This is a genomic window from Streptomyces sp. NPDC058469 (assembly GCF_042721125.1).
In the GTDB taxonomy this organism is placed as follows: Bacteria; Actinomycetota; Actinomycetes; order Streptomycetales; family Streptomycetaceae; genus Streptomyces.
The window spans coordinates 24,264-30,315 of the sequence record NZ_JBHXME010000136.1 but is presented as its reverse complement, the minus strand read 5'-3'; the positions used below and the strand labels follow the sequence as shown (position 1 = coordinate 30,315).

Annotated in this window: 6 protein-coding genes; 3 read left to right on the top strand and 3 right to left on the bottom strand. The window is 71.8% G+C overall.

All coding sequences use genetic code 11. The features are described 5' to 3' along the window. Window positions 1–86: 86 nt before the first annotated feature. The 3 genes from ACFWP5_RS39465 to ACFWP5_RS39455 form a co-directional block, all read right to left on the bottom strand. Window positions 87–716, bottom strand: coding sequence for a TetR/AcrR family transcriptional regulator (locus ACFWP5_RS39465; RefSeq protein WP_384168294.1), 630 nt, complete (start codon window positions 714–716; stop codon window positions 87–89). A gap of 62 nt (window positions 717–778) precedes the next feature. Beyond that, window positions 779–2,863 carry a YhgE/Pip family protein gene (locus tag ACFWP5_RS39460; RefSeq protein ID WP_384168291.1) on the bottom strand — a complete coding sequence of 695 codons (2,085 nt, stop codon included), beginning with the start codon at window positions 2,861–2,863 and terminating at the stop codon, window positions 779–781. Further along, a complete protein-coding gene (locus tag ACFWP5_RS39455; protein WP_384168288.1) occupies window positions 2,835–3,527 on the bottom strand; it encodes an ATP-binding cassette domain-containing protein in 693 nt (230 codons plus the stop codon). The genes ACFWP5_RS39460 and ACFWP5_RS39455 overlap by 29 nt, the downstream gene beginning before the upstream one ends. Before the next feature lie 184 nt (window positions 3,528–3,711). On the opposite strand from ACFWP5_RS39455, the gene ACFWP5_RS39450 reads away from it, so the two are divergent. The 3 genes from ACFWP5_RS39450 to ACFWP5_RS39440 all read left to right on the top strand — a co-directional run bounded on the left by ACFWP5_RS39450 (window position 3,712) and on the right by ACFWP5_RS39440 (window position 5,965). Next, window positions 3,712–4,251: an SAV_6107 family HEPN domain-containing protein gene (locus tag ACFWP5_RS39450; protein ID WP_384168285.1), complete on the top strand. Its 540-nt coding sequence runs from the start codon at window positions 3,712–3,714 to the stop codon at window positions 4,249–4,251. 267 nt (window positions 4,252–4,518) lie between these two features. Next, window positions 4,519–5,289 (top strand): methyltransferase, encoded by a 771-nt coding sequence (locus ACFWP5_RS39445; protein ID WP_384168282.1) that lies wholly within the window; start codon window positions 4,519–4,521, stop codon window positions 5,287–5,289. Window positions 5,290–5,566: 277 nt separating this feature from the next. Continuing rightward, window positions 5,567–5,965, top strand: coding sequence for a DUF3040 domain-containing protein (locus tag ACFWP5_RS39440; RefSeq protein ID WP_384168279.1), 399 nt, complete (start codon window positions 5,567–5,569; stop codon window positions 5,963–5,965). The last annotated feature ends 87 nt before the right edge of the window (window positions 5,966–6,052 follow it).

The following is a 6,052-nucleotide window of genomic DNA, read 5'->3' as shown; positions in this document are numbered from 1 at the left end:
GTTCGAGGCGGCCCGCGGGGGACGCGGCCACATCGGACCGGCGCTTCTGTTTGCGCTCCGCCGTCAGCTCAGCTTGTGCACCGCTGTCAGCGGCCCCCGCTGACCCGCCCCTGGAGCAGCCGGGACAGCGCCGAGTGGACGTCGTCCAGGGAGCGTTCCGGCTGGAACGACTGCCAGTCCAGGGCGGCCACCAGGACCATCCCGACCAGCGCTGCCGCGGTCAGCCGGACATCGATCTCAGGGCTGAACTCGCCGCCCGCCACGCCCGCGTGCAGCACGTCCTCGATGGCGGCGTTCACCTGCTGGCGCACCACCATGAGCGTGGGCTGCCAGGCGCGGTTGGTGCGCCACAGCTCGGCCACGTAGAGCTGGGTGAAGGACGGGTAGCGGGCGATGAAGCCGAGGCCCGCGCGGATCATCGCGTCCAGGGCGTCCACCTTGCTGCCGCCGTCCCGGGCCGTCTGCTCGGCGGCCTCCCGCAGCGAGGCGGTGAGGAGGCCCACGCCGTGCCGCAGCAGCTCCTCGAAGAGGACGGACTTGCTGGCGAAGTTGTAGTAGACGGTGCCCTTCGCGACCCCGGCACGCTCGGCGATCTCGTCCACCGTGGTGGCCGAGAAGCCCTGTTCGGCGATGAGTGTGACGGCTGCCTCGTAGAGCTTCTGCCGGGTGGCCTCGCGGCGCGTGCTGCCGCCCGGCGGGGTGCTGCTGCTTTCCATGGGCCTGATTGTCACAGGCCCGGCTCCCGCGCCGGGCACGGGTGCCGAGGTCCTGGGCGAGGTCACAGGCTCAGCTCCGGGTGCAGCCGGTCCAGCGTCCACACCTGGCGGCGGCGCGCCGACAGCGCGGTCAGCGCGAGCGCGCCCGCGGTGAAGGCCACGAGCACCACGCACGCGTGCCACACCGGCCCGAGGCCACCGCCCGTGATGAGCCTCCGCAGGGCCTCGACGATGTAACTCATCGGCAGGAAGGGGTGGATCGCGTTGAAGAAGCCCGGGCTGGTCTGCACGGGATACGTGCCGCCCGCCGACGTCAACTGGAGCATCAGCAGGGCGAGTACGAGGATCCGGCCCGCCGCCCCGAAGTGTGCGTTCAGCCACTGCACGATGGCCGCGAAGCACGCCGTCACCAGGAACAGGAAGCCGACCGTGCCGGCTGCCCGCGCCATCTCCAGGCCGATCGCCCAGTGCAGTACGGCCATCAGGGCCACCGTCTGGAGCACCCCGACCGCCACCACCGGCAGCCACCCCGCGAGCGCGATCCGCCAGGCCGAGGCACCGGCGGCGAGTGCGCGCCGGTTCATGGGGGCGATCAGCATGTAGGCCACCATCGCGCCCACCCACAGGGACAGCGGGATGAAGTACGGGGCGAATCCGGTGCCGTAGTTGGGCGCCTTGTGCAGGTCCTGGGAGGCCAGTTGGACCGGGTCGGCCATGACTCCGGTGCGCTGGTCGCGGTCCTGCTTGTCGTAGTCCGGGATCTGCGCGGCGCCGTCGTGCAGACCGCCGGCCAGCTTCCCGGAGCCGTCGACGAGCTTGTACAGGCCGCCGTTGAGGTCCACGGCACCCGTCCTGAGCTTGGCGACGCCGGTGTCCAGGTCGGCGGCGCCGGTCCTGGCCGTGCCGAGCCCGGTGTGCAGGGTCTTGGCGCCCGCGGCGACCTTCCCGGCGCCGTCGTTCAGCTTGTTGATCCTGGCCACCGCGTCGTCGAGGTCCTCGGAGAGGTGCGGGGCGCGGTCGGCGAGCGCCTGGGCCTGCGTCTGGAGCGTGCCGAGGTTGGCGTCGAGCTTCTTCAGGTCGCCGTTCTGGTCGACGACCAGGCTGTTGACGTCGTCGGCGACCTTCGCCACGTCCGAGGCGGCCGTAGCGGCCTTCTTCAGGTCGGGACAGGCGGCGTCCTTCAGGACGACGGTTTCGCAGCGCGCCCTGTAGACCTCGTCCAGGGTGTCCGAGGCCGCGTGCGCGCCCTTGGCGGCGACCGGGGCCGTCTTCACCAGGACGTCGAGGTTGCCACGGATCGACTTGGCGGAGTCTGCGACGAGTTGGGCGGTGTCCCCGATGGTCTTCTCGTTGTCCTTCAGGAAGGGCCCCACCTTGTCGGCGACCCCGTTGACCGTGTCGGCGAGGGTCTGCGTCCCCGCCGCGACCTGCCGCGAACCGTCCTCCAGGCCGCCCGCGCCCGTGTCCAGCTTCTTCAGGCCCTTGGACAGCTTGCCGCTGCCCTTCTTGGCGTCCTTCAGGCCGTCGGCGAGATCCTTGGAGCCCTCCTCGGCCGTCCCGATGCCCCCCTTCAACTTGTCGGCGCCGTCCGCCGCCTTCACGGTCTGGCCGTGGATGTCGGAGAACGACACGAAGATCCGGTCCAGGAAGGTCCGCGAGGCCTTGGTGGACGCGGCCGACCGCACCTCGCTGAACACCGTCCGGGAGATCTGCCCGACGATGTAGTTGTTCGCGTCGTTCGTCCGCACCTGGAGCGCGCCCGTCTCCGGGGAGTCGCCCGCGCTGGAGGTGACGCGCTCACTGAAGTCGGCCGGCATGGTCAGCGACAAGTAGTACGTGCCGTCCTCGACACCCTTCCGCGCGGTGGCCGCACTCACCTCGTGCCAGTCGAACGTCCCGCTGTCGCGCAGCCCTCGGGTGATGTCGTCGCCCGCCGTGACCTTCTTCCCGTCGGCACTCGCCCCCTTGTCGTCGTTGACGAGCGCCACGGGGATGCGGTCCAGGCGGCCGTACGGGTCCCAGAAGGACCACAGGTACAGGGCGCCGTAGAGCAGCGGCAGCAGCAGGAGGGCGACGAGCGCCGCGCGTGGCAGCTTCCCCCTGCCGAAGCGCTTCAACTCAAGCGCGGCCAGTCTGGGCGCGTGCATCGGCCTTCTCCGTCCCCTCGGTGGACACCGCTACGACAGTCGTTCCGGAATCGGCGAGTGACCTCAACAGCGCCCAGATCTCCGCCCGTTCGGCATCCGAGAGCTTGAGGTCGACGTCGTCGACACCGAGCAGCGCAGGCCGCCCGATGAGCGCCAGTGCGATGGACAGCCGCAATTCCTGCGGCCGTTCCAGATCCCGTACGGCGGTCCGCGCGCCCTTGGGCAGCACCTCGCGGTCGAGCCCGGCGGCGGTCAGCGCCCGCTCGATCCGCAGCCCCGCCTCCACGGCTCGCTCCGTACGCGGCCGCAGCAGCCCGCGTACGGAGTCCCCGAACCGCCGTTGCAGCAGCGCCCGTTCGCGCAGATGCTCCCCGAGGGTCAGTGCCGGGTCGAGGTCGGTGACTCCGGCGACATTCGCCAGCGCGCTGACCCGCCGCACGGCCGCCGACTGCTTCGGGAGCGTGAACTCGCCCACGGCGGCGGTCCCTTCGGACGCCTTCATCCGCCCGGTGAGCGCGAGCAGCAGGCTCGTACGCCCGGACCCGGACGGCCCCTCGACGGCGATCAGCGACCCGGGCCCGGCGTCCAGGGAGATCCCCCGGAACGCCCAGCCGCGCGGCCCCTTGAGCCCGAAGTCCTCGGCCGTGACACCGACCCCACCCACGGTTCCCCGCCCCCTGCCCGCAAACCGAAACTTTTGAACTGACTGGTCAGTGCAAAAAGTAACCCGAACCTTCGATCGAAGCAAAAGCGCAGGTCAGAACGGATTGTCAGTGCCATACCTCACGATGGGCACATACGGCACTACCTGACTGGGCGTGCCGTCACACGACGACAGGAGGTTCGTCATGGCCCACCCGTCCGCAGCCGCCGCCCGTCGGCGCCGCGCCGCCGGCCCTGCCCCCTCACTGACCGGCCCGGCGAGCGACGTGCACCCCGTGCTCCGCCGGGCCACGGCCCCGCCCGCCGCCCTCGACCTCCTCGCCCAGGCCCGTGCGGGACTGGACGAGGCAGCCGTCCTCGAAACGTCGAACGAGCGCTATGCGACGGCCCACTTGGCCGCCCTGCGCACCGCCGCCGCGGTGCTCGCCGCGCGGGTCCACCCGGAACCCGCGAACCGGCGCCGGGCCCGCATCCGCAGTGCCTGGGAAGTCCTCCCCGAGATCGCGCCCGAACTCACCGAGTGGAGCGCCCTGTTCGCCTCCGGTGCCCGGCGCCGCGCCCGGGCCGAGGCGGGCATCCAGGGCGCGGCGACCCGCCGGGACGCCGACGACCTCATACGCGACGTGGCGATGTTCCTGCGCCTGGTCGAGCGGATGCTCGTCCTCCAGCCGGTCCTGCCCCAGCCACGCCAGGACCCGGAGCGGCCGGGGGACCGCGCCGGGTGAACTCCGGTGAGGTGCGGCGCCCATAGGGGCGCGGGGCTGTATCGATATGCGGCTCCGCCGCGTGGTCGCGGCCAGCCCCCACCGGCCCGCAGGTTCATCACCGCTCTACCAGCGGAGCGCGCCGCGCGAGACACATGACCAGGTACGGCACCGGAGGCAATAGGGTGGAGGGCGCCTGAAGCCTTCCCTCCGCCCGCACTCGGGCCGGGGAGGCAGCCCGTTCGCTCCGCCGTGCACAGGCGGTGCCGCGCCGAGGAGTCAACTGCCGTGTCGGACCCGAGCCGCCCCCGCGCCTCCCTCCGTACCGCCGTGGTCTGGGACGTCCTTCAGGACGCCCTCGACCGCCGGGTCAAGGCCACGGGTCGGGACGCGCTGGACGTCCTCGACACCGGAGGCGGCAGCGGTAACTTCGCGGTGCCCGTCGCCCGCCTCGGTCACCGCGTCACCGTCGTCGACCCCAGCCCGAACGCGCTGTTCGCGCTGGAGCGCCGCGCCGCCGAGGCCGGTGTCGCCGACCGCGTGCAGGGCGTCCAGGGCGACGCGCACGGCCTCTTCGACGTGGTCGAGCGCGGCGGCTACGACGCGGTGCTGTGCCACGGCGTCCTGGAGTACGTGGACGACCCCGCCGAGGGCGTCCGCACCGTGGTGGCCGCGCTGCGCCCCGAGGGCGTCCTCAGCCTGCTCGCCGCCGGGCTCGGCGGTGCCGTGCTCGCGCGCGCCCTCGCCGGGCACTTCACGGAGGCCCGCCAGGCACTCGACGACCCGAACGGCCGTTGGGGCGCCGCCGACCCCGTCCCGCACCGTTTCACCGCCGAGCAACTCGCCGCGTTCGTCGAGGGCGCGGGCCTCGACGTCGGCGCCGTGCACGGGGTGCGGGTCTTCGCCGACCTGGTTCCCGGAGTGCTCGTGGACACCGAGCCCGGCGCCCTGGACGCGCTGCTGAAGCTGGAGGCCGCGGCGGCCGAGCTCCCGGCGTTCCATTCGGTGGCCACGCAGCTTCATGTGCTCGGCGAGACGCGGGGTGCCACCGAGGCGTGAGTGGCCTCCCGCGCCGGACCCCTGATCAGGGGCTCGACAGCACATGGAGTACGCCACAGGCCCCCCGATCGGGGGCCCGGCGCCGTATGATCGAGGGAGACCGCCCGGCATGACGGGACGGCCGCTGGGGAATGGAAGATTCAGCGAGCCGGAACGGCCATGGCGGATTCCGGTTGGTCAATTGGCGTAGAGGGGCGGGTTTCACGGGGGCGATTCCCTGCCTATCCTGAAGGGACCCCCCGGGTCGCCCCGGCGACTGCACGATGAGGAGGACTCCGTGCCGCTCTCGGAGCACGAGCAGCGAATGCTCGAGCAGATGGAGCGAGCGCTGTACGCCGAAGATCCCAAGTTCGCGACAGCGCTTGAGGGAAGCGGGCTGCGCACGTACACCCGGCGACGGGTCTACCAGGCGATGGCCGGCTTCCTCGTGGGTATTGCGCTCCTCATGACAGGAATGGTCGCCAAGCAGATTTGGGTCAGCGTGATGGGATTCCTCGTCATGCTGGGCTGTGCGGTGCTCGTCGTGACCGGCTGGCGCAAAGCCCCCAAGCCTGGCGAACAGCCCGCCGCAGGCGCACCGCACGCCCGCAGCCAGGGACGGCAGCGGCGCTCGGTGATGAATCGTATCGAGCAGCGCTGGCAGCGCCGCCGCGACGAGCAACAGGGCGGCCAGTAGCAGCACCCGGCCCCGCAGCGCACGCGGCGCTCCTCAGACACGAGTGAGGGGGTGACCACCGGGACCGGTGGTCCCCCCCGCCCGTAT